General features: G+C 67.3%; 18 protein-coding genes and 1 riboswitch. Of the genes, 5 read left to right on the plus strand and 13 right to left on the minus strand.

Annotated features, from left to right (window positions below; all coding sequences use genetic code 11):
• Window positions 1–3: 3 nt before the first annotated feature.
• The 3 genes from Q3A80_RS03650 to Q3A80_RS03660 all read right to left on the minus strand — a co-directional run bounded on the left by Q3A80_RS03650 (window position 4) and on the right by Q3A80_RS03660 (window position 3,134).
• Window positions 4–453 carry a low molecular weight protein-tyrosine-phosphatase gene (locus Q3A80_RS03650; protein ID WP_446327705.1) on the minus strand — a complete coding sequence of 150 codons (450 nt, stop codon included), beginning with the start codon at window positions 451–453 and terminating at the stop codon, window positions 4–6.
• The gene (locus tag Q3A80_RS03655; protein ID WP_446327810.1) at window positions 450–1,496 is read right to left on the minus strand and encodes a polysaccharide biosynthesis/export family protein; all 1,047 of its coding nucleotides are present in this window, start codon (window positions 1,494–1,496) and stop codon (window positions 450–452) included. The genes Q3A80_RS03650 and Q3A80_RS03655 overlap by 4 nt, the downstream gene beginning before the upstream one ends.
• A 222-nt stretch (window positions 1,497–1,718) precedes the next feature.
• Complete coding sequence (locus tag Q3A80_RS03660) at window positions 1,719–3,134, minus strand: undecaprenyl-phosphate glucose phosphotransferase (protein WP_446327811.1); 1,416 nt, start codon at window positions 3,132–3,134, stop codon at window positions 1,719–1,721.
• Between the two features lie 371 nt (window positions 3,135–3,505).
• On the opposite strand from Q3A80_RS03660, the gene Q3A80_RS03665 reads away from it, so the two are divergent.
• Window positions 3,506–3,682: a hypothetical protein gene (locus Q3A80_RS03665; RefSeq protein ID WP_446327706.1), complete on the plus strand. Its 177-nt coding sequence runs from the start codon at window positions 3,506–3,508 to the stop codon at window positions 3,680–3,682.
• Window positions 3,683–3,760: 78 nt separating this feature from the next.
• Here the strand turns inward: Q3A80_RS03665 and Q3A80_RS03670 are convergent, their stop codons facing one another.
• Entirely contained in the window at window positions 3,761–4,870 is a 1,110-nt protein-coding gene (locus Q3A80_RS03670) for a helix-turn-helix domain-containing protein (protein ID WP_446327707.1), read from the minus strand.
• A gap of 526 nt (window positions 4,871–5,396) precedes the next feature.
• Here Q3A80_RS03670 and Q3A80_RS03675 point away from each other — a divergent pair.
• Window positions 5,397–6,320, plus strand: coding sequence for a LysR family transcriptional regulator (locus Q3A80_RS03675; protein ID WP_446327812.1), 924 nt, complete (start codon window positions 5,397–5,399; stop codon window positions 6,318–6,320).
• A 116-nt stretch (window positions 6,321–6,436) separates the two neighbouring features.
• Window positions 6,437–6,838, plus strand: coding sequence for an OsmC family protein (locus Q3A80_RS03680; RefSeq protein WP_446327708.1), 402 nt, complete (start codon window positions 6,437–6,439; stop codon window positions 6,836–6,838).
• A 135-nt stretch (window positions 6,839–6,973) separates the two neighbouring features.
• Here the strand turns inward: Q3A80_RS03680 and Q3A80_RS03685 are convergent, their stop codons facing one another.
• A complete protein-coding gene (locus Q3A80_RS03685; protein WP_446327709.1) occupies window positions 6,974–7,855 on the minus strand; it encodes a Dyp-type peroxidase in 882 nt (293 codons plus the stop codon).
• 485 nt (window positions 7,856–8,340) lie between these two features.
• On the opposite strand from Q3A80_RS03685, the gene Q3A80_RS03690 reads away from it, so the two are divergent.
• Window positions 8,341–10,203, plus strand: coding sequence for an ABC transporter ATP-binding protein (locus Q3A80_RS03690; protein ID WP_446327710.1), 1,863 nt, complete (start codon window positions 8,341–8,343; stop codon window positions 10,201–10,203).
• A 738-nt stretch (window positions 10,204–10,941) separates the two neighbouring features.
• Window positions 10,942–11,655 (plus strand): riboflavin synthase subunit alpha, encoded by a 714-nt coding sequence (locus Q3A80_RS03695; protein ID WP_446327711.1) that lies wholly within the window; start codon window positions 10,942–10,944, stop codon window positions 11,653–11,655.
• 88 nt (window positions 11,656–11,743) lie between these two features.
• Here the strand turns inward: Q3A80_RS03695 and Q3A80_RS03700 are convergent, their stop codons facing one another.
• The 8 genes from Q3A80_RS03700 to Q3A80_RS03735 all read right to left on the minus strand — a co-directional run bounded on the left by Q3A80_RS03700 (window position 11,744) and on the right by Q3A80_RS03735 (window position 22,159).
• The gene (locus Q3A80_RS03700; protein ID WP_446327712.1) at window positions 11,744–12,985 is read right to left on the minus strand and encodes a voltage-gated chloride channel family protein; all 1,242 of its coding nucleotides are present in this window, start codon (window positions 12,983–12,985) and stop codon (window positions 11,744–11,746) included.
• Between the two features lie 79 nt (window positions 12,986–13,064).
• Window positions 13,065–13,170, minus strand: a riboswitch (Fluoride riboswitch).
• A 43-nt stretch (window positions 13,171–13,213) separates the two neighbouring features.
• Window positions 13,214–14,233, minus strand: a complete 1,020-nt coding sequence (cheB, locus tag Q3A80_RS03705) for a chemotaxis-specific protein-glutamate methyltransferase CheB (protein WP_446327713.1) — start codon at window positions 14,231–14,233, stop codon at window positions 13,214–13,216.
• Window positions 14,230–16,536, minus strand: coding sequence for a response regulator (locus Q3A80_RS03710; protein ID WP_446327714.1), 2,307 nt, complete (start codon window positions 16,534–16,536; stop codon window positions 14,230–14,232). Before Q3A80_RS03710 ends, cheB begins: the two co-directional genes overlap by 4 nt.
• Window positions 16,533–17,237, minus strand: coding sequence for a chemotaxis protein CheW (locus Q3A80_RS03715; protein WP_446327813.1), 705 nt, complete (start codon window positions 17,235–17,237; stop codon window positions 16,533–16,535). The genes Q3A80_RS03710 and Q3A80_RS03715 overlap by 4 nt, the downstream gene beginning before the upstream one ends.
• A gap of 45 nt (window positions 17,238–17,282) precedes the next feature.
• Window positions 17,283–18,716 (minus strand): CheR family methyltransferase, encoded by a 1,434-nt coding sequence (locus tag Q3A80_RS03720; protein ID WP_446327715.1) that lies wholly within the window; start codon window positions 18,714–18,716, stop codon window positions 17,283–17,285.
• Window positions 18,713–19,225, minus strand: coding sequence for a chemotaxis protein CheW (locus Q3A80_RS03725; protein WP_446327716.1), 513 nt, complete (start codon window positions 19,223–19,225; stop codon window positions 18,713–18,715). Before Q3A80_RS03725 ends, Q3A80_RS03720 begins: the two co-directional genes overlap by 4 nt.
• Window positions 19,222–20,901 (minus strand): methyl-accepting chemotaxis protein, encoded by a 1,680-nt coding sequence (locus Q3A80_RS03730; RefSeq protein WP_446327717.1) that lies wholly within the window; start codon window positions 20,899–20,901, stop codon window positions 19,222–19,224. Before Q3A80_RS03730 ends, Q3A80_RS03725 begins: the two co-directional genes overlap by 4 nt.
• A 124-nt stretch (window positions 20,902–21,025) precedes the next feature.
• Window positions 21,026–22,159: a hybrid sensor histidine kinase/response regulator gene (locus tag Q3A80_RS03735; RefSeq protein WP_446327718.1), complete on the minus strand. Its 1,134-nt coding sequence runs from the start codon at window positions 22,157–22,159 to the stop codon at window positions 21,026–21,028.
• Between the last annotated feature and the right edge of the window lie 247 nt (window positions 22,160–22,406).

Consider the following 22,406-nt stretch of genomic DNA (forward strand, 5'->3'; position numbering starts at 1 on the left):
GGCTCAACGTGCACGTTCGATCAGGTTGCCGATGCGCTCGACCCAGTCGTTGACGCCGTGTTCGATCAGCGTCATCGCATAGTCGTAGCTGCGCTGCGACCGGCGGTAAGGATCGGCCACATCGGATGGAAAGGCTTCGGCGATGCGATAGATGCGTCCTCGCGATGCAGGGTGGAAGCGCTCGATCGCCTTGCGTTGCTCGAGCTCCATCACGAGAATCAGGTCCGCGGCGCTGCACATCCGCTCTTCGAGGCGCCTCGCACGGTGCCCGGACATATCGATTCCTCGCGACTTCAGCAGCACTGCGGCAACCGGATCGATCGCCATCCCGTTCCTGGCCGACAGGCCGGCCGACGAAACCGACACCCCGGGCAGCAAGCGCTGGAACAAGCCCTGGGCCATCGGGCTGCGACATACGTTGCCGTGACAGACGACGAGCAGATGCTTGATCATTTCGACACGATCGCCGCGGTGAGGCCTGCATTGATGGCCGGCAGCAGCAGGCTCAAAACCCGGCTGAACCGCACGAGCCCGTTCCCGTCGACATAGACCACGTCTTTGGGTCGCAACTCGAACTGGTTCGCCAGCACCATCGACACCGGCGACCGCGCGTCCAGGTGATAGACCTGCGGCGCTTCGCCCTGCGCGCCGCGGATCACATAGAGCTGCGCGGCGTCGGCGCTCGTGTTGTTGAGGCTGCCGGCCTGCGACAGCGCATCGCTCAGGGTCAGCTTGCCGGTGCGCAGCGGCAATGCCGTCACCGGCTTGGCCACCTCGCCCATTACATAAGCGCCGTTTTCTTCGCGCGGCACCACGCGCAGTAAATCGCCGTCACGCAACGGAATCGACGCTGGATTCACGTTGCGTGCAAGCATGTCCGGAAGGTTGAGGGGATACGACACGCCGTCGCGCACCAGAACCAGATGGCTCTGATCCGCCGCAGGGGCAAATCCGCCTGCCCGATTGACCGCCTCGAACAGGGTCATCGGAATATCGTTGATCGGCACATTGCCCGGCGTGCGAACCTCGCCGTCGACATAGATCTGCTTCGCCCTGAACGATGCGACCCTGACCATGACCTTCGGCATCACGAAGTAGCGCGCCATCGCCGTCGTGATCGCCTTGCGTGCGTCGTCGACCGTGAGTCCGGCCACATGCACGTTCCCCGCATACGGCACCTGCACGTTGCCAACGTTGTCGACGACGAAACCCTGGGGCGGATCGAACGGGCGTCCGTTGGTTTGCTGCGGCGCGCCCTGAGCCTGTGTCAATTCCGGGTGATCCCAGACCGTGATCTGAAGGACGTCGCCAACGCCTAGCGTATAGGGTTGCGCCTTTCCGACGAGCGATCTGAAACGCTGGCCGTCGTCAGCGCCGGCCGCCTCGCCCAGCTGGCGGATCAGCGTGGCGTTGATTTCTTCGATCGGAATCTGCATCGACTCTGCAGGCGTCTTGCCGTCCCCGCCGGATACCGCGAGCGTGGCAGGTCCGGTCATACGCATCCCCGGCGCAACGGCACACGCTGATAAAGCCAGACACGCGCCGGCGATGAGCATTGTCGTCCAGCGACCGTGCAGGCCTGGCGAGCCGGATCGGACAGATTTTTTCACTCGCTTGTTCATGGTTCTGATTTCATCGACACTCTTGTACAAACCCGCCTTTCCTCGTCAATCCAGCGGTCCTCTCCCCTGCACGACACCGTCGCCGCCACCGCGCAATCAATACGCGTTACTTCCGGCAAACCCTTTCAAAATCGTCGCGCCCACAATCCGCATATCCAACCCGAACGACCAGTTCTGCAGGTAGTAAAGATCGTGCTCGACCCGCCCCTGCATCTTTTCGATGCGATCGGTTTCGCCGCGATATCCGTTGACCTGCGCCCAGCCCGTAATGCCCGGCTTGATCCGGTAGCGCTGGATGTAGCGGTCGACGACCTTGCGGTACAACTCGTCGTGTTCCAGCGCGTGCGGGCGCGGGCCGACGACCGACATATCGCCTTGCAGCACGTTGATGAATTGCGGCAGTTCGTCGAGACTCGTGCGACGCAGGAACCGCCCCAGCGGCGTGATGCGCGCATCGTGACGGGTCGCCTGCCTGACGACCCCCGGCTGCTCCGCATGCAGCCGCATCGTGCGGAATTTGTAGATGCGGAACACGCGGCCGTCCGCACCCTTGCGGCGCTGCCTGAAAAATACGGGCCCGCGCGAGGTCGCCTTGACAGCCACTGCGATGACCAGCATCACCGGCATCAACGCCGCGAGCGCGAATGCCGCGAAACATCGGTCGAAAATTTCCTTGCTCAGCAGCGCGTGCGGCGGCAGCGGCGAGGCGGCGAGATTGATCGCCGGTACGCCAAGCACGTCCGTCAGCGCACTGTCGAACAGCGACAGCGCAGTAACGTCAGGCATGAAGCGGATGTTCACGAGCTCGTCGCGGAATTCCGACACGAAGCGGAGAATCGTGCGTTCCTCCGATAAAGGCAGCGCAAGCCAGAGTTCGCGCATGCCTTGCTGGCGCACATGGGCAATGAACGCCGCTTCGCTCTCGAACGCCGGAATGCCCGCTACCGGCCCGCACGCCGCGGAATCGACATCCAGTACCGCAGCGGCGCGAAAGCCGCTCGCGGGCGACTGCACGATCGTGCGCAGTACACGGCGGCAATAGTCGCCGCGCCCGACGACCGCGACCGATCGCAGGTTCATGCCCGCATGCCGGAGCCGGCGCAGCATCGCGTGGACGGCCAGCCTGACCAGGACCAGAGCCGTGCCCGTCATGCCCGTCCAGTATGCGAACCACAACCGCGACACGGCCTCCGACCTGTGAAGCGTGAACGTGACCACCAGCGCACCCGCCTGCGCGATCAGCCAGGCGAGCGCCAGTTGCCCCGCCAGCCGGAACAGCGAACGCCCTCGCCACGACTGATACACGCCGAACATCGGGAACAACATCAACGAAAAGGCACTCGAGAACGCCACGACCGAAGCGTCGAGTCGCGCATTCACGACCGCGTCGAAACGGAAATGCGCGGCCAGCACGGCACCGAACACGATCAGCATCAGATCGACCGTACGCGCTGCGGCCCCCTGGACACTCGGTGCCACCGACCTGTATTCGAAATGTGACGTCTCGCTCATCTTGCCCCCGCACTCACGACGCGATCGGCAGCTCCGGAATACCGGAACTCCCTCCATCGCGCGAACAGCCCCGCCACTACGCGCGACGGCTTTCGCATAGCCGGTCGACAGCCGTTCGCCATATAGGATTCCTATTTATCGCTCACCGTTGGACCGGGAACGAAGAATTCACGTTATTGATTCAGACCGGCGACACGGAATGACGCACGCATTGCGACGAGCGAATACATCGCCGCGCATGCTCGCAAAAGCGATTCATGCGGTGACGCGGTGACGCGGTGACGCGGTGACGCGGTCGAGGATTAAATCAGGGACGCGGGCCCCGGTACTGCTGCATGCACGGGACGACCCGCTTGCTACCAGCAGGGCAAATGAATGGCATCGACGGCATTTCCCCGGCGCCGATACCGAAAGTCGGAATCGAATTCATGATTGGTCTGATGTTATTGATGTTAAATACTGCGGCACGCACGACAATAAGCAGAAAGCGTGCCATCCATACAAGCCAGGACAGGCGCCCGTTCTTTATGGAACCGAAACTCGCATGAAATCCGTGGATTACGCGAAATCGTTCAGGAATCGGATTCCGCCTGGACGGGTGCGCGCGATACGTCGCAACGCCGCTGTTACGTTACGCGCCGCGTAACATGTGGCGTAACGCACGCAGTTTCGGGTGCCGACGCGTCGTCGCGTTTCGATCGAATCGCGGCGCTCCGGCAATACCGGACGTTACCGTTCGAGCGTCCGCTCGCCGGCTCGAACGATCGTGCGTCGTGCCCGCGACCCGGTGTCGGCGAGCAAGCCAGCTCGATTCCGGCCTTCGCGATTCGCTCGCGCTCGACGACACGAAATTCCGTGGGCGACAGCGCCAGGTGCTGCCGGAACAACTTCGCGAGGCGCTCGCCGTTGCCGAGACCGGTGCGCCGCGCGACCTTGTCGGCAGGCAGCGTGGTGTGGACGAGCATGTGCCGTGCGCACTCGAGGCGAACGCTCAATACGAATTCCGTTGGCGTGACACCGATTTCCTTCTTGAAGCGCCGCAGGAAGTTGCGCTCGCTCATCGCGACGGCCTGTGCGACCTGGACGATCGAGATCCGCTCGACACTGCGCGCGCGCAGGAGCTGCATGGCCATGCGAATCGGCTGACTCGCGGCGAGTTCGCGCATCGACCACTGTGCCGAATGCGCGAGAAGTTCGCCGGCATCGCGGCAAACGTGTCGTTCGATTTGCTCGGCCGCGCCGGAGCCGAGTTCATGTCTGAACAATTCCAGCAGAACCGGAAGCACGTCCGCTGCTCCGGTCGGCTCGTCCGCACGGTCCGCCGCCGACACGAAACTGACTATCGACGCCGCAGGCTGCCGCACGCCAGCACGCTTCGACACGATCGTCGCGGGCATTTTCACGTCGTCCACGATCCACCGCGCTTGCGCGTGCACGGCGCGAAACCGGCGAAGCAGCGCTTCGGTCCATGCGAACAGCAGATGGTCGCCATGCAGATGAAAAAACGCATGCACGGATCGTACGTGGGTATCGTCGAGCATGTCGGTCGTCACCTGCACACCGGACGAGGACGGCAGCAGCCCGCCGCTGGCCGACACGAACTCCACCCGATAGCCCGGCGCCACCGGCAGCAGCCGATTGGCGAGGTTGAACGCCTCGATCATGTACGCGGCCTGGGCCAGCGAGAAACCCGCACTCAGAAAGACGACAACCACCCGTTGTTCACCAGCATCCACTTGCCCAGCCCCCGTTTTTTCCTGCCTACTTCTCTCAAATGCGCTTTTTATTTGATCGATGCGCTTCTCTATGCTTGAAAAAGCGTCCGCATCATATCTTTAAATCGGAATGCGCCTCGGAACTGGCCGACGCCGACAGGGTTGTGGCGGATTGATACAAGCCTGCCCGGGTAATACGCGTGAATCCTTCAATAACGGGTTCATTATCGTCACGACGAAATCCGTCCGATCACACGCGACAATCACGGCTTTCTCTGTAAGATTAAAAACAAACCGCACATCCCGGTCTCGTATTTTTATAGATTGTTAAACAGCTTTCACCGATACTGCGGGTTTGCGCTGAATGGAGACAAGTCGCCCGTAAAGCGCCGAATCGATTCAGGCAAACGTTGTCGCAATCCGGAACCGGAGAGATCGGCACGCATCAAGCGCACGGCACGTGTTCGATCGTCCGCGTACCCGCGTGCTCGGCCAACCCGGCGCGATCGTTCTAGAATCGGCGACGTTGCCACTTCCGCTCGCGCCCGTGCCCGCCGATCACCGTCTCGACCTGAACCTGTTCCGCGTGCTCGACGCCGTCTACGTGCACGGCGGCATCGGTGCGGCTGCCCGCGCGCTGCACCTGACGCAGCCGGCCGTCACGCATGCGCTCAACCGGTTGCGCGCGCATTTCGACGACCCGCTGTTCGTGCGCCAGGGCAACCGGATCGTGCCGACCGAACGCACGCGCGCGATCATCGCGGACGTGCAGCTTCATCTCGCCGGCCTGCAGCGCACCGCGCGCGAGCCGGCGGCATTCGATCCGGCGACGCTCGATCTGAGCATCGCGGTCGGCATCCGCGACGTGCTCGAATCGATCGCGCTGCCGCAGATCGTCGCCGCATTCGCCGGCGAAGCGCCGGGCCTGCGATTCGTGAGCCGTCGCATCGCGGTGCACGACATCGAGCGCGAACTCGCGTCGGGCAATCTCGATCTCGCCGTCGATCGGCGCGTGCAGACCGGCCCGCGCATCGCGACCGAACACCTGCTCGACGATTCGCTGGTCGTCGCGATGCGGCACGACCATCCGCTGATGCACGGGCCACTGCGGCGCGCCGACTATTTCGCCGCCCGGCACATCGCGGTGTCGTCGCTCGGCGAACCGCAATCGCTGGACGTGCTGCTCGGCAACGATGGGCGCTTCCGTCATATCCAGCTCGCCTGCCAGCACTATTTCGCCGCGTGCCAGATCGCCGCCGCGGGCGACCTGCTGTTGACGCTGCCGCACACGTATGCGCTGCGCATGGCGGCGCTGCTGCCGATCGCCGTGCAGCCGCTGCCGCTGCGGCTCAAGCCGTTTCCGCTGCTCGCGTACTGGCACGAATCGCGCGAAGTCGACCGGGCGCACCAGTGGGTGCGCGAACGCGTGGCCGCACTCGTGCGCCGGAGTGCCGGCGTCAGTGCCGACTGATCGCGTCGAGCACGCGTCGCGCCCGCGATTTCCGGCAAGACGGTATGCTGACGGCTGACATGCCGCGCAGCGACGCGGCCCCTCTTCCCCTCTTCCCCGCTTACCGGAGACTTGCCATGCCGCTCATCCACGCTGCCGCCACCCTCGCCGCCGACGCGCCGAACTACGTCGTCCAGTTGCAGGCCGGCACGCACGCGCTGACCGGGGACGAAGCGCCGCGCGAAGGCGGACAGGGCCTCGGGCCGGCACCGTTCGAGCTGGTGCTGGCCGGCCTCGCGCAATGCACGGCCGCGACGCTGCGCATGTACATGCAGCGCAAGACGTGGCCGGCGGTGCGCATCGACGTGCGCACCGAGCTGCATGCCGATCGCGAAGGGCAGCAATACGTGCGCCGCGTCGTGACGCTCGACGGTCCGCTCGACGACGCCCAGCGCCAGCGCCTCGCGGAGATCTGCGAGAAGACGCCGGTGACGCTGTTCATCAAGCGCGGCACACGCATCGAAACGACGCTCGCGTGACGCACTGCGTGCCGTTCGTGCCGTTCGTGCCGTTCGTGCCGTTCGTGCCGAGCCGCACGCGGCGGCACGCAACAAGCAAAACGGGCGGGCCGCGCACGATGCGCGGGCCGCCCGTTTCCGGATGGCGTGACGCGTTTACAGTCCGAGCGCGGACAGGTCCAGCTTGCCGTCCTTCACCGGCGGGCACCAGAAATACGCGCCGGTCAGCGGCCGCGTGAAGCGGAACAGGCCATCGACGATGCCGTCGTCGGCGCCGCTCATCCGGCGCATCTGCACGTCGAACGCGCGGAACGACGCGCCGAACGCGACGAAGTAGAGCCCCGCGCGGCGCGCATCGGACCACGGCGACGAACGGCGCAGCATGAACGCCTCCGGCTCGAAGCTCTCCTGCGCGGTGCGCTTCACGTGCGCGAACTCGGGCGCATCGTCGAGTTCCTCGTTGTCCGAGCGGCGGCGGCCGATGATGTGATCCATGTCGCCGGACGCGATGCGCTCCATCTCGTCGAAGTCGTGCAGCCACTGCTGAACCGCGACGAAGCTCGAACCGTCGAGCCCGGCGCCCTGCCCGGCGACGATCGCCGCGGCGAGCGCGTCGTCGCCGGTCGGGTTCTCGGTGCCGTCCTCGTAACCGGACAGGTCGCGATCGTTCGAATAGCGGAACCCGTCGACCACGTCCTGCAACGCGAACGCCGGCGCGAGCGCGCGCTCGATCGCCCGCGAACGCAGCACGAGATCGCCGCGATCGTCGCCGCGCAGCCAGACCCAGACGTCGGCCGGCGTGATCGGCAGCGTGCGATCGTTCACCGCGAACGCAGGGTATTCGGTGAGGCCCGGCACCGGACGCCCGAGGTGCGCGGCCAGCGCGTGCCCGAAACCGGCGACCGCGCCGCGCCCGTCGACGAGCTCGCGCAACGCCATCAGTGCCGCGGCGACACGGGTGTTGTTCGAAATCGTGAAAGTCAGGTATCGGGCCGCCGTGTCGATCGGAGCCAGGATGCCTTGCTGAACGTCGCTCATCGTTTCCTCGGGAATGTATCGTGGTGAACCTGCGCGGCCGCAGCGGCCGGCGCGCAACCGCAAAGTGTAATCGATGCGGGCCGCCGGCCCGTGCGGCACCGCACCGCGGAACGCACACGAAATAGGGCCGAAACCTCGAATACTAACCGTATCGACGCTGCAACGCCGTATTCGTCAGACATTGCGGCGCATCGTCCCCTGCTGATAAAATCCCTGCACGTCTTTTCGGCGTCCTTTCAACCGTTCACTTCAGGGAGGTGCAGATGTTCCGAATGCCAGCAGCCTTCCCGAACGTGGTCCCACGACGCGGCTGATTCCGCCCGTCGTCCGCGCCGGCTCCCGAGTGCTCCGCTAACCGGCCAGCCCGCGCAATTTCCCGACAGCCCGTTTCGTTTCGTCCGCGTCGTCCGTGCGGGCCGGCTGTTGCGTTTTCGACGTTCTCCGAACCGGAAAGTCCCGTCGCGCGATGCGCCGGGCAACGATACATGACCAGCAAAACCACCCATCTGGGCGGCCAGGCATTCCAGGCCGTCTTCGGCTTCACGTTCCGCTACTGGCGCAAGCAGCCGGTGCGCATCGCGGCGATCGCGGCACTGGCGCTGCTCGGCGCGCTCGCCGACGTACTCACGCCGCTGTTCGCCGGGCGTCTCGTCGATGCGCTGTCGACGGGCCTGAGCGACCGCGCCGCCGCGTGGCACGCGGCCGTCACCGCGTTCGGCACGCTGGCCGCGCTCGGCATCGGCGCGACACTGCTGCGGCAAGGCGTCTACCTGAACATCATCACGCTGACGCTGAAGATGATGAGCGAGATCGCGGCCGCGTCGTTCCATCGCGTGCAGCGCTTCTCGACCGACTGGCACGCGAACAGCTTCGCGGGCTCGACCGTGCGCAAGATCACGCGCGGCATCTGGGCGCTCGACCTGCTGAACGACACCGTGCTGATCGCACTGCTGCCGTCGGTCACGATGCTCGTCGGCGCGACCGTGCTGCTCGGCACGCACTGGCCGGTGATGGGACTCGTCGTCGGCGCGGGATCGCTGCTGTACATCTCGGTGACGGTCGCCGTGTCGCTCGGCATCGTCGCGCCGGCCGCGCGGCTCGGCAACATGTGGGATACGCGCATGGGCGGCGCGCTCGCCGACGCGGTCAGCTGCAACGCGGTCGTCAAGGCGTTCGGCGCGGAAACACGCGAGGAAGCGCGGCTCTCGCGCGTGATCGGCAAGTGGCGTCAGCGCACGCGCCGCACGTGGGTGCGCGGCACGTTCAACGGTGGGCTGCAGGGCGCGATGCTCGTCGCGATGCAGGCGGCGATGATCGGCGTCGCGCTGCGGCTGTGGGCGAACGATGAAGCGAGCGTCGGCGACATCGCGTTCTCGCTGACGATGTTCTTCATGCTGCAGGGCTACCTGCGCGACGTCGGCATGCACATCCGCAACCTGCAGCGTTCGGTCAACGACATGGAAGAGCTCGTCGCGCTCGAGCGCCAGCCGCTCGGCATCGACGATCGCCCCGGCGCGCCGGCGATCCGGATCGACCGGGGCGAGATCCGTTTCGAGCACGTGACGTTCCGCTACGGCAACCATCCGGTGCCGCTGTACGACGACTTCTCGATGCGCATCGCGCCCGGCGAGCGCGTCGGTCTCGTCGGCCATTCGGGGTCCGGCAAGACGACGTTCATCAAGCTGATCCAGCGCCTGTACGACGTGTCGGGCGGCCGCATCACGATCGACGGCCAGGACATCGCGCAGGTGCGGCAGGATTCGCTGCGCAGCCAGATCGCGATCGTCCAGCAGGAACCGGTGCTGTTCCACCGTACGCTCGCGGAGAACATCGCGTATGCGCGTCCCGACGCGAGCCGTGCGGAGATCGAGCGCGCCGCGCGGCTGGCGAGCGCGCACGACTTCATCGCCGCGCTGCCGGACGGTTATGACACGCTCGTCGGCGAGCGCGGGATCAAGCTGTCGGGCGGCGAACGCCAGCGCGTCGCGATCGCGCGCGCGTTCCTCGCGGATGCGCCGATCCTGATCCTCGACGAAGCGACGTCGAGCCTCGACAGCGAAAGCGAGGTGCTGATCCAGCAGGCGATGGAGCGGCTGATGGTCGGCCGCACGACGCTCGTGGTCGCGCACCGGCTGTCGACGGTGCGCTCGCTCGATCGCCTGCTCGTGCTGGATCGCGGCAAGGTGATCGAGGAAGGCAATCACGATGCGCTGATCCGGATCAACGGCGGGATCTATCGCCGGCTGTTCGAGCGGCAGGCGCTGGAGCTGGCGAAGGGCTTGATCGATTCGCGGCAGGCTGTCGGCAGCGATGCGGGCGGCCCGCTCGGCGAGCGCGCCGAAGCGTGACCGGATGCCGATCGAGGGCACGCCGACGAACCAAAAAAAAGCCCGCTTTCGCGGGCTTCGCAGGACGTCCTGGCGTTTCAGCGGTGACCATTGCGACAGCGCAAAACTTACAAATGCATTCGACATGCAAATGCAAGCAATGCCGCTTGCCATATCTCTCTATTTCACAACGTTACGTCACCCACTATACTTCGCGTTGCATCTTCCTCGTGCCAGAGCAGATGCCTTCCTGCCCCTCACCACACTGCAATGTGGGTGGGGCTTTTTTTTCGGGACGCCGAAACACTATATACGCCCACGCTCCCGGAATTTTAGAATGGCGCCTCCAGCAAACGTTTGGCTGAACGCGCAAGCGCGAGACGTGCGTATCGTAACGCATCGCAAAATCGTCTGACAACACTTCCCCGGTGCGATTGACATTGATTTACGTTTCAACCGTGACTTCCTGCGGCGGGCGCCGTCGGACTGCGTTACGCCGTTTCGTCGATGAATTCAACGGAGCAAAAAAATGCCCGCTCGTGGCGGGCCAAAGCTCTTAACAGTACGCCGCAATGGGCGCACGACCAGAGTAGTCAGCCGGCAACCGAGCCGATACACGAGTTAACCCGGCTGCAAACGTTTCTCATGGCGACTTTTTTGAAAGCGCGCGAACGAAACGTTTTCAGAGGGCTACCGGCCGATGTCGCGCCCCGGATCACTTATCATACCGGCCAGGCAATTCGCGACAAAAGGCAGATCATGTTTACAGGCATCGTTCAGGGTGTTGGCGTCATCAAGGCCATCGAGGATCACGGCGAACTGAGGACGTTCAGCATCGAATTTCCCGCAGGGTTCACCAGCGACATCGAGATCGGTGCGAGCGTGTCGGTCGACGGCGTCTGCCTGACGGTGACGACGATCCATTCGCCGGTGCTGATCGACTTCGACGTGATGTTGCCGAGCCTGCGCATCACCACGCTCGCCAACCTGACGACCGGCGCCCGCGTCAACGTCGAACGCGCCGCGAAGGACGGCGCGGAAATCGGCGGACATCCGCTGTCCGGCCACGTCGACTTCATGGGGACCATCCTGCACATCGCATCGTCCGAACACAACCGGATGATCCGCATCGGCGTGCCGGCCGAATTCAGGCGATACGTGTTCGCGAAGGGCTATATCGCGATCAACGGCTGCAGCCTCACGGTATCGGACGTCGATCGCGAAGAAGGCTGGTTCGACGTGTGGCTGATTCCGGAAACGCGACGCGCGACGACCTTCGACGCGAAGGGCGTCGACGACAACGTGAACATCGAGATCGAGCGCAGCACGCAAGTGGTCGTCGATACGATCCGCGAATCGGTCCAGGAAACGCTCGGCGAACTGACCGGCGTCGTCACGGCGCTGCTGGCCGACAAGGGCATCGATATCGAGGAACTGCTCGCGCGCAACGTCGCGAAGCTGCCGAAGGCGTAACGAACGTCGCTCGACCCGGCGATCACGCGATCGCCGGATACCGGCTTTCCGTCCGGCACCCCGGCGCGGGACGCTCCGGACGCCGCCCTCACTCCGCCTCCACCCGCGCCCCCTTCCCCACCGCCACCCGCTGCGACCGGTAAATCCCCGCGTGTCCGGAAAACAGATACGCGACCACGCACGCCACGATCGCGTACACGCCGACATCGGCGCCGAACAGTTCGATGGCCATGATCGTCGACGCGATCGGCGTGTTCGCCGCGCCCGCGAACACCGCGACGAAGCCGAGCCCGGCGAGTACCGGCACCGGCAGCGCGAGCACCTGGCCAAGCGCGTTGCCCAGCGTCGCGCCGATGTAGAACAGCGGCGTCACTTCGCCGCCCTTGAATCCCGACGCGAGCGTGACCACCGTAAACGCGAACTTGCCCGCGAAATCGTAGACGGGCAGCGGCCCGTGGAAAGCCGCTTCGATCGTCGGAATCCCGAGCCCCAGATACTGCGGCACGTTCAGCACGGTCGCGGCAACCGCCACCAGCACGCCGCCGAGCACCGGCTGCAGCGGCGCGTAGCGCACGACGCGCCGGAACCATGCGGTCAGCGCATGCGTCGCGAACGCGAACAGCCGCCCGGCGACACCGAACGCGGCACCTGCCACGACCGTCGCGGCCAGCCCCGTCGCCGACACGGCCGGCACGAACGGAATCGCATACACGGTGTGATGCACGCCCCACGCGCGGCACACGACATCCGCGACGATCGCCGACGCGACGCAGGTCAACAGCGCGTCGTACCGCACGCGGCCGATCGCGAGCACCTCGAGCCCGAACACGGCACCCGCGAGCGGCGTGCCGAACACCGACGAGAACCCGGCCGCGATGCCGCCCATCAGCAGCACGCGCCGATGCTCGCGATCGAGGCGGAACACGTGGGTGACGCGATCGGCGAGCGCGCCGCCCATCTGCACGGCCGTGCCCTCCCGGCCGGCCGACCCGCCGAACAGGTGCGTGACGACGGTCGCGACGAGCACGAGCGGCGCCATCCGTTTCGGCACGAGCGCCTTCGGGTCGTGAATCTCGTCGATCAGCAGGTTGTTGCCGCGCGCGACCGACTGGCCGAACCGGTAATAGACCCAGCCGGTCGCGAAGCCGGCGGCCGGCAGCCCCCACAGCAGCCACGGATGCGCGATGCGCGTGCCGGTCGCCCAGTCGAGCGCGATCAGGAACAACGCGGAAGCCGTGCCGGCCAGCGCGCCGAGCAGGGCCGAGAGCGCGAGCCAGCGGCACACGTAGCGCACGGTCGCGAAAATATCGGCAGAAGTCGAGAAAAACATGGTTTCCAGATTCGACGGAACATCGAAACCTGGGCGGCAGAACACCGCATGGACGGCCTGCGACCTCCTGACGACCCAGGAACACGCAGGCATCATCAGCCGGGCAAACCGGCGGTTGAGGGCCGAACCGCGTGCGCAACGCGACGGATTCGACCGCAGGGAGGCATGCCATCTCCGCAGGCGGCAATTGTACGCGACGCCGCGCTGCGCGCGCAATGCGGCCCGCCGTCAGTCGGGCGGCACGCGCGTCACGCGCGCGATCAGCTGCGGCGCGATCCGCTCGAGCGGCAGGATCGCCGACGCCGCACCGATCGCCGCGGCCGCCTTCGGCATCCCGTACACGGCGCTGGTCGCCTGGTCCTGCGCGATCGTGTAGCAGCCCTTCGCGCGCATCGCCTTCAGCCCGAGCGCACCGTCGCGCCCCATCCCGGTCAGCAGCACGCCGAGCGCGTCGCCCTGCCAGCCGTCGGCGACGCTGTTGAAGAACACGTCGATCGACGGCCGGTACGGCGTCTCGGCCGGATGCCGCGTATAGCCGAGCACGCCGCGCGGCGACAGGCACAGGTGATCGTTGGTCGCCGCGAGCAGCACCTCGCCCGCCTGCGGCACGCTGCCCTGCCGCGCGACGCGCACGGGCAGCCGCGTATAGCCGTCGAGCCACTCCGCCATCCCGAGTGCGAACGCCTGGTCGACGTGCTGCACGATCACGAGCGCGGCCGGAAAATCCGCCGGCAGCGCGCGCAGCAGCGCGGTGAGCGCGGTCGGGCCGCCGGCCGACGCGCCGATCGCGATCAGCGTCGGCTGGCCGCGCGCGGGCGCGGGCCCCGGCGGCACGAGCGGCGCGGTCCTGCTTTCGAGCAAGCGGCCGATCTGGTCGATCTTCGCGAGCAGCGGCTGCGGCGCCGCATCCGACGGCAGGCCGAGCGCGAGCGTCGGCGTGTCGACCGCATCGAGCGCGCCGGCGCCCATCGCCTCGTAGACGGACGACGTGTTCGCGCTGACGCTCGCGGTCACGATCAGGATCGCGCACGGCGCACGCGCCATGATCTGCCGCGTCGCGGCCACGCCGTCGAGCTTCGGCATCACGAGATCCATCAGCACGAGATCGGGCGGATGCGCAACGCAGAAGTCCACGGCCTCGTCGCCATCGGTCGCCACCCACAGCACGCGGTGATCGGTACGCAGCGCGATCACGCGGCGCAGCGCCTCGACGGCAAGCGGCAGATCGTTGACGATGCCGATGTTCATCCGCGCGCATCCCCGATCAGGTCGTGCACCGCGTCGAGCAGCGCCTCGTCGTGGAAGCTGCTCTTCGCGAGGTAGTAGTCGGCGCCGGCATCGAGCCCGCGCCGGCGATCCTCGTCGCGATCCTTGTACGACACGATCATCACCGGCACGCGCTTGAGCATCGGGTCGTTCTTGATCAGCGTGACGAGTTCGATGCCATCCATGCGCGGCATGTCGACGTCGGTCACGACGAGATCGAACGCGTCGCTGCGCACCGCATTCCAGCCGTCCATCCCGTCGACGGCGACGGTCACGTCGTAGCCGCGCTTCTCCAGCAGCTTGCGTTCGAGCTCGCGCACCGTCAGCGAATCGTCGACGACCAGCACGCGGCGGCGGCGGTCGCCGAGCGCGAGCTGCGGATCGCGCGTGAGCTTCGCGAGCTGGCCGCCGCGCACGAGCTTGTCGACGGAGCGGATCAGGTCCTCGACGTCGACGATCAGCACCGGGTCGCCGTTCTCGAGCAACGCGCCGGCCGCGATGTTCTGGATCTTGTTCAGGCGGCTGTCGAGCGGCTGCACGACGAGCATCCGCTCGCCGAGGAAGCGGTCGACGGCGATGCCGTACAGTTCGGGCTCGCCGCCGACGACCACGACCGCCGTGCTCGCGCGTGCGACGTCGGGCTCGCCCGCGTCGAGCAGCTGATGCGCGGCGACGAGGCCCGCGCGCCGGCCGTCGAACGGAAAATGCGGCTGGCCTTCGAGCACGTCGATGTCGTCGTGCGCGAGTTCCAGCGTGCGGCGCACGTGCGCGAGCGGGAACGCGTACGGCTCGCCGCCGACCTCGACCAGCAGGCTGCGGATCACCGACAGCGTCAGCGGCAGCTGCAGCACGAAACGCATGCCCGCGCCCGGCTCGTTGAAGATGCGCACCGCGCCGCGCACGCCGCGCACCATCTCCTGCACCGCGTCGAGGCCGACGCCGCGCCCCGACACGTCGGTCACCGCGTCGCGCATCGAGAAGCCCGGCAGCAGCAGGAATTCGAGCAGCTCGGGATCGGACAGGCGCGCGGCCGTTTCGTCGTCGGTCAGCCGCTGGCGCACGACGGCCGCGCGCAATGCGTCCATGTCGACGCCCGGCCCGTCGTCGATCACGCTGACGAGCAGCGAGCCGGCGCTGTGACGCGCCTCGAGCGTCACGCTCGCCTCGGCCGGCTTGCCGCGTGCGCGGCGCGCATCGGGCGACTCGACGCCATGGTCGATCGCGTTGCGCAGCAGATGGCCGAGCGGCGCGTCGAGCAGGTCGAGGATGTCGCGATCGACCTGCGTGCCTTCGCCGACGATCGAAAAGCGCACCTGCTTGCCGAGCGAGCGCGCGAGATCGCGGACGATGCGCGGATACGCGCGCGTCGCGTCGCCGAACGGCCGCATCCGGCACTGCAGCGCCTCGTCGTACAGCTGCTCGGCGATATGCGTGCTGCGCCGCTCGAAGCGGTCGAATTCGTCCATGCGCTCGGCGAGCGAACGCTGCAGGTCGTTCAGCATGTGCCGCACTTCGTTCACCGACGCGAGCACGCCGGCGTCGAGCTCGTCGGCGAACTGTTCGTACAACAGATCGAGTGAGCGGGCCGCATCGCGCTGCGCACGCTTCACGCGCAGCATCGATTCGGCGAACGGCTTCAGCCAGCGCGACTCGACGAGCGATTCGCCGGACAGGCTCAGCAGCCGGTTCAGCGTATCGGCGCGCACGCGGCGCATCGCGCCCGCACCGGCCGCGCGGCCGGCCTGAACCGGATCCGGCACGGCCGCCGACACCGCGAGCGGAGGCACCGCGGCGCCGGTCCCCACGGGTTCGTTCGCGGCGCCATCGAGCTCGCGAAACGGCACGACGGACGGCGGCGCCGGCGGCGGCGCGAACGCCGGCGCCGGCATCGCGTGTGTACCGTCGGCGCCCGTCAGCGCCAGCGCGAACGCGTCGATCTCGGCAGGCGACACGGGCTGGGCCTGCGGATCGGCAACGCGCACCAGCAGGTCGACGCCGGCGAGCAGCACGTCGACGTGCGTGGCCGTCAGCACGACCGTGCCGGCCTGCGCGGCGACGAAGCATTCTTCCATCCGGCCCGCGATGTCGACGCCGAGCGGCACGCCGACGATGCGCGCGGCACCCTTCAACGAGTGAGCGGCGCGCATGCATGCCTCGAGCGCGGCGGAGTCCGGCTCGCCCGCTTCGAGCGCGAGCAGGCGCTCGGACAGCGCCTGGGTCTGCGTGCGCGTCTCCTCGCGATACAACTCGAGCAGCGACAGGTGACTGAGATCGTCGTCGCTCATCGCATGCTCCGTGTGACGGCGTCGAACAGCCGGTCGTCGTCGAGCAGGCCGACCGACTTGCCGCGCCACGACAGCACGCCGCGCGACAGCCCGGCGCTCGCGCGCCCGACCGTCGCCGGCACGGGCACCCATTCGGACGCGCCGAAGTGCAGCACGCCCTCGACTTCGTCGACCGGGAACACGACCGGCTCGCCCTGGTGCGCGGCGACCAGCAGCCGCGTGAAACGGCCGTCGGCGGTGCGTCCGCTGCCGTTGCCCGCGCCGAGGCCGAGCAACGCGCCGATCGAGATCGCGATGCGCAGCGTGCCGCGAATGTTGACCACGCCACGCACGGCCGAATGACGGCGATGCGGCAGCGAATGGATCGGGCGCGTGCCGGCGATCTCGCGCAGCACGCCGATCGGCAGCGCGAGCCATTCGTCGGCGACGCGAAACGCCAGCGCCGCCTGGCGCGTATCGTCGTCGGCGTGCGCGCGCGGCGCGTCGACCGCGCCGATCCGCTGCGTGGCGTCGGCCATCTCGGCCGCGTCGAGCGGACGCTCGAGCAGCTTCGCCGCGTGATACGCGTAGACCGGGCAGTTCAGGCAGCGCAGGCAGTCGGCCAGCCGCTCGCACGAACGGTCGCCACGCGTGCCGATCCGGTTCCAGCAGTCGTCGACGCCGATCGTCGTGTCGTCAGTGGCGACGGCGTCGCGGTTCATTCTTTCCTCGGTCATCCCGATCTCGGCTCCCAACCCGTATTCTCATCATCCGGCCGAGCGCCGCGCACGCTCGAGCAGCCATTGCGCACCGGCGCCGTCGCCGCCGACGTCCAGCAACGTCGCGAGATGCGTCAGCGCTTCGTGATGCGTCGGCCGCAGATACAGCGCCTTCCGGTAGAAATCGCCCGCTTCCGCGGCGCGCCCGCGCGCGTCCGCGATCAGCCCGTTCAGGTAGAACGCGTCCGCGTGCGGCCCAGCATGCGCGGAGAACCGGGCGAGCACGCGCTCGGCCTCGTCGAACGCGCCCGCGTTCGCGAGCGCCTGCGCTTCCTCGAGCGTCGGTGCGGCGCTGTCGGCAACGGGCGCCGCAGGCGCGTCGGCCGCATGCGCCGCGTTGCCGGCATCGAGCGCATCGAGCGGCGCGTCGCCGCGCAAGTCGGCCGGCGGCTCGGGCGCCGTCGCACGCTCGGCCGGCGCGAGCGCGCCGAGCGACGGTGCGGCGCCGGTCCACGCCGGCGGCACGGCCAGCGGCGGCCGTGTCTGAACCGGCGGCGCGACCGCGAAACGCTCCGCGCGCCGGTATGGCGCGAGCGCAGCCATCGGCGCTGCATGCCGGGCCGCGTAACCGTCCACGGCGCCGCCGTGCGCACGATGGAACGCGAAGGCGAGCGGCACGCGCGCCGAGCGCATCCCGTGACGCATCGCGACGCCCGTTTCGGCGGGACCGACGAACAGCACACCGTCGTCGACGAGTCGGCTTTCCAGCGAACCGATCACGCGGTCCTGCGCGTCGCGGTCGAAATAGATCAGCACGTTGCGGCAGAACACGAAGTCGTAGCGGACGCCCGTGTCGGCCGCCGGTTCGACCAGGTTCGCCTGGCGAAACTGCACGCATGCGCGCACGCGTTCGTCGAGCAGCCAGCCGTCCGCGACGGGCGTGAAGTAGCGGCTGCGGAATTCGGTCGCGGTGCCGCGAAATGCATTGCGCCCATAGCAGCCGAGCCGCGCGTGTTCGACCGCACGCGCGCTCAGGTCCATCGCGTCGATCGTGAAGCTGGCCGGATCGAGCCCGGCGTCGAGCAGCGCCATCGCCGCCGAATACGGTTCCTCGCCGGTCGAGCAAGGCGCGCTCAGCACGCGGATCACGCGCGCGGGCGCCGCCGCAAGCCGCTCGGCCGCGAGCCGCGCGAGCGTCGCGAACGCCTCGCGATCGCGGAAGAACCACGTTTCCGGCACGACGAACAGCTCGATCAGCGCGCGCCGCTCGTCCGCCGACGCGTTGAGCTGCTGCCAGTACGCATCGAGCGCTTCCGGCGTGACGGGCGCGCGCGCGGCCGACGGCAGCCGCTCGCCGTCGCCCTGCAGCGCGTGCACGCGCTCCGTCAGCGCACGCAGCAGGAAATCGTTGCCGAGCGAATCGGGATCGATGCCGGTTTCGCGCAGCAGCCAGCCTCGAAATCGCGAATCGGACGCTCTCATGCGAACTCCCCTCCGTGGCCCGGCAAGCCGTCGAACAGATACAGGCGCGCCACGTCGCCGATCAGGTCGGACACGGACACCTGCTGCACGATCCCGTCCGGCGTGTTCGCGACGCGCCCGAGCCAGCGCGTGCGCGCGGTCGAGATGCCGCTCGCGCGGAACGCCGTGCGGTCGATCCGCAGCGTCTGCGTCGCGCGCTCGACGATCAGGCCGATCACGCGTTCGCGCTCGAACTGCTCGACGCGGTAGCGAACCATCACCAGCCGCGTGGAACGCAGCGCATGCGCGCGCCGCCCGAGCGCCAGCATCGGCACGTCGATCACGGGCACCGGCTGACCGCCGCGCATCAGCAGCCCGGCGATCCATTCGGGCGCGCCGGGCACGGCCTTGGCGGCCGCGAGCGGCAGCACCTCGTCGATGTCGGCCGCGTCGAGCGCATAGCGCTCGCCGTCGAGCTCGAACATCAGGAACAGCGCGTGCGCGCCGCCGTGCGACTCGGCGCGCGTCACGCGTCGACCTTGAAGCGCGACACGCTGGTGCGCAACTGGTTCGCGACGAGCGTCAGGTCGTCGATCGCCTGCGACGACTGCCGCAGCGATTCGGCCGTCTGCTGCGCGGCCTCCGACAACTGCGACAGCGCCTGCGTGATCTGCTCGGCGCCGTTCGCCTGCGTCTGCATCCCTTCGTTGACCATCTGGAAGCGCGGCGCGAGCGTCTGCACCTCGGCGATGATCTGCGACAGCTGGCCGCCGACCTGCTGCACGTCGAGCATCCCGCGGCGCACTTCCTCGGAGAACTTGTCCATTCCCATCACGCCCGCCGACACGGCCGACTGGATCTCCTTCACCGTCTGCTCGATGTCGTAGGTCGCTACCGCCGTCTGGTCGGCCAGGCGGCGGATCTCGGTCGCGACGACCGCGAAGCCGCGGCCGTATTCGCCGGCTTTCTCGGCCTCGATCGCCGCGTTCAGCGACAGCAGGTTGGTCTGGTCGGCCACCTTGGTGATCGTCGCGACGACCTGGTTGATGTTCAGCGCCTTCTCGTTGAGGATCGCGAGCTTCGCGTTCACCGAACCGGCCGCGTCCATCACGCTGCGCATCGTCTCGCCCATTCGCGTGAGGCCGCTCTGGCTCACGCCCGCGAGCGTCGCCGACTGTTCAGCCACGCCGGCCACCTCGTTCATCGTGCGCAGCAGGTCGCGCGACGTCGCGAAGATCTCGCGGGACGTCGCGCCGATCTCGGTCGTCGTCGCCGCGGTCTCGTTGGCGGTCGCCTGCTGCTCGCGCGACGTCGCGGCGATCTCGGCGACCGACGTCGTCACCTGCAGCGACGACTGCTGCGCACGCGCGACCAGTTCGGTCAGTTCGTCGGCCATCCGGTTGAAGCCCGTCTCCAGCGTGCCGAACTCGTCGCGGCGGCGCAAGTCGAGGCGGCGCGTCAGGTTGCCGGTGCGCATCACGTCGTGCACCTCGACGAGCCGCGCCATCGGCACGGTGACCGCGCGGAACAGCCCGTAGCCGAGCGCGAGCGCGGACAGCAGCACGATGCCGAGCGCGGCGGCGAGCACGATCTCGGTGTCCTGCACCGACTCGCGGATCAGCTTCGCGGACTGGTCGGCGAACTTGCGGTTTTCCTGCACCAGCGTATTCGCGTTGCGCACGACCTCGACCCACGCCAGCTGCACCTTCGCGTACGCGGAGACGGCCTCTTCGTGCGACACGCGATGTTTCTGCACGGCGTCGTTCAGCAGCGGCAGGTAGCGATCGAACGACGCGCGAAACGTCGCGAAGCGCTGACGGTCGTCGTCGCGGAACGTCGTGTTCTGGTAATCGACCGACAGCGACTCGACGTCCTTCACCGCGTCGCCGATCTTCGCGAGATCGCGCTGCACGGCCTCGGGATCGCTGTCGACGAAGGTCGCCTGCTGCAGCATCGTGAACGATTCGTTGACCGCGCCGCGCAGCGACGCCGCGAGATAGACGCCGGGCAGCGAATCGCGCTCGATGCTGACGGCTTCGGCGTTGATCGCGCGCAGGCGCTCGTAGGACACGCCGGCGGTCACCAGCATCAGCACGAACAGCACGCCGAAGCTGAGCAGAATGCGGTTGCCGAGCGTCAGCCGGGCGGCGCCGCCGATCGTCGGATGCAGGCTTTCATTGGTCGCGCGAGGCGTCACGGTGGCCATGTTCGTTATGGGCTTTCTAAATTCAGCGTTGAAAAAATCCGCGCCCGCCTGCGCGCCGCACGGCACGCCACGAGCGCATCGGGGTCTGTCGGGCAGCGCGGCACCGGCAGGCCGCGCCGCGCAATCACCGCTCCGCCTGCGCCGGCAACCGCAGCGCGACCATGAAGCCGCGCGCCGTATTGCGCATCAGGATCTGGCCGCGATGCCGCGCGGCCGTCGCACGGACGAACGCCAGCCCGAGGCCGAAGCCGCTGCGCGCCGCGCCATGCGCGGATTCCAGCCGCACGAACGACTCGGTCGCGGCCGTGCGCTGCTCGGGCGCGATGCCCGAGCCGGCATCCTCGACGCCGATCAGCCACGCGCCGTCATCGTCGCTCAGCGTGCAGTGCACGTCCGTGCCGGCCGGCCCGTACTTCAGCGCGTTGTCGATCAGGTTCGCGACCGCGCGCGTGAGCATCATGCGGTCGCCCATCGTCACGCATTCGGTGTCGGGCACGTGGGCCACGACGCGGCTGCCGAAGCCGGCCGCCTTCTCCCACAGCTGGTCGACGGCGTCGAGCACGATCTTGCTCAGGCTCAGGACCTCGTGCGCGCGGCGCTCCGACTGCGCGCGCGTCAGGTGGATGAAGCCGTCGGCGAGCGCGAGCGCGCGCCGCGCGTGGCCGGCGATACGCTCCATGATCGCCGGCATGTCGCCGTGTTCGGTGCGGTAGACCTCGAGCAGCGCGAGGATCGACGTCTGCGGCGAGCGCATGTCGTGCGACAGGAAATCCAGCGCTTCGTCGCGCTGGCGCGACATCAGGTACGAATTCGAGTGATAGCGGATGCGCGCGGTCAGCTCCATCGCGTCGGGGAGCTTCACGAGATAGTCGTTCGCGCCGGCGATGAACGCCTCGCGCTTGACGATCGGCTCCTCCTTCGCCGACAGCACGATGATCGGCACGCGCGCAGTGTCGGGGTCGGCGCGCCATGCGCGAACGAGGTCGAGACCGTCGATGTCCGGCATCACGAGATCCTGCAGGATGACCGTCGGCTTCACGTCGCGCGCGACCGCCATCGCCCGGTGCGCGTCGGTGCACACATGCAGGTCGATATCGTGCTCGCCGCGCAGCGCGCGGCGAATCACCTCGCCGACGAACGGCTGATCGTCGACGAGCAGAACCGATAGCCCCGATTCAAGACAATCCGGCGCATTTTCACCGCTCGATTCTTTCATAAATACCGTTTCAAACGCCAAATCTCCAATTGATTCTTTCATAGGAGTTGTTTATCCGACTTGGACGCCATCTTAATTTGGCGGTTGAGAAATCCGCCCGTGATTGCCGATCTGGCCTGTCGGCGTTGCCTCGCGGGGATCCGAACGCCGATTTTCCCCCGACGACGGTCGCATTACCTCCGCGCGCTTTCTCTCAATAAAGATAACCGGCTGATTCTAAATGAAATTAGAACACAGCATCTATCTCGTTCCGGTTTAGTTTTGCCAAATATGGTGAAAGAGCGGGATT

This window comes from Burkholderia sp. SR8, assembly GCF_052851275.1.